Origin of the sequence: Geodermatophilus maliterrae (genome assembly GCF_041018925.1) — a bacterium.
Classification (GTDB): domain Bacteria; phylum Actinomycetota; class Actinomycetes; order Mycobacteriales; family Geodermatophilaceae; genus Geodermatophilus; species Geodermatophilus maliterrae.
In genome coordinates, this window is record NZ_JBFNXQ010000229.1 from 1 (window position 1) to 668 (window position 668).

At 71.1% G+C, this 668-nt stretch carries 1 protein-coding gene; it reads left to right on the top strand.

Annotated features, from left to right (window positions below):
- Positions 1–614: IS256 family transposase (locus ABQ292_RS26620; RefSeq protein ID WP_369210708.1), on the top strand; the 614-nt coding region annotated here is incomplete at its 5' end.
- Positions 615–668: the final 54 nt, after the last annotated feature.

The window sequence follows — 668 nt, forward strand, 5'->3', positions numbered from 1 at the left end:
CCTTCTTCCGGGATCTGACCGCCCGCGGCCTGACCGGAGTCCAGCTCGTGACCTCTGATGCGCACCGCGGGCTGGTCGAGGCGATCGGTGCCGCCCTGCCCGGAGCCGGCTGGCAGAGATGTCGCACGCACTACGCCGCGAACCTGATGGCGGCCTGCCCCAAGAGCTCCTGGCCGTGGGTGCGGGCGCTGCTGCACTCGGTCTACGACCAGCCTGACACCGCCTCGGTGCACGCCCAGTTCGACCGGGTGCTGGACGCCCTGGCCGACAAGCTGCCGAAGGTCGCCGAGCATCTGGAGGCCGCCCGGGCCGACGTGCTGGCCTTCACCGCCTTCCCCACAGAGGTGTGGCGGCAGATCTGGAGCAACAACCCCAACGAGCGGCTCAACCGGGAGATCCGCCGGCGCACCGACGTGGTCGGCATCTTCCCCGACCGCGACGCACTCATCCGGCTCGTCGGGGCCGTGCTGGCCGAGCAGCACGACGAATGGACCGAAGGCCGCCGCTACCTCGGCCTCGACGTCCTCGCCCGCTGCCGCATCCGGCCCGTCACCGGCCACGACACCGACTCCGACACCACCCAGGAGGTGACCCTCCCGGCGCTCAGCGCCTGACCGATCTGGGAGATCACGCGGTCGCCGTCACACACCACGCCACGGGACTTGACC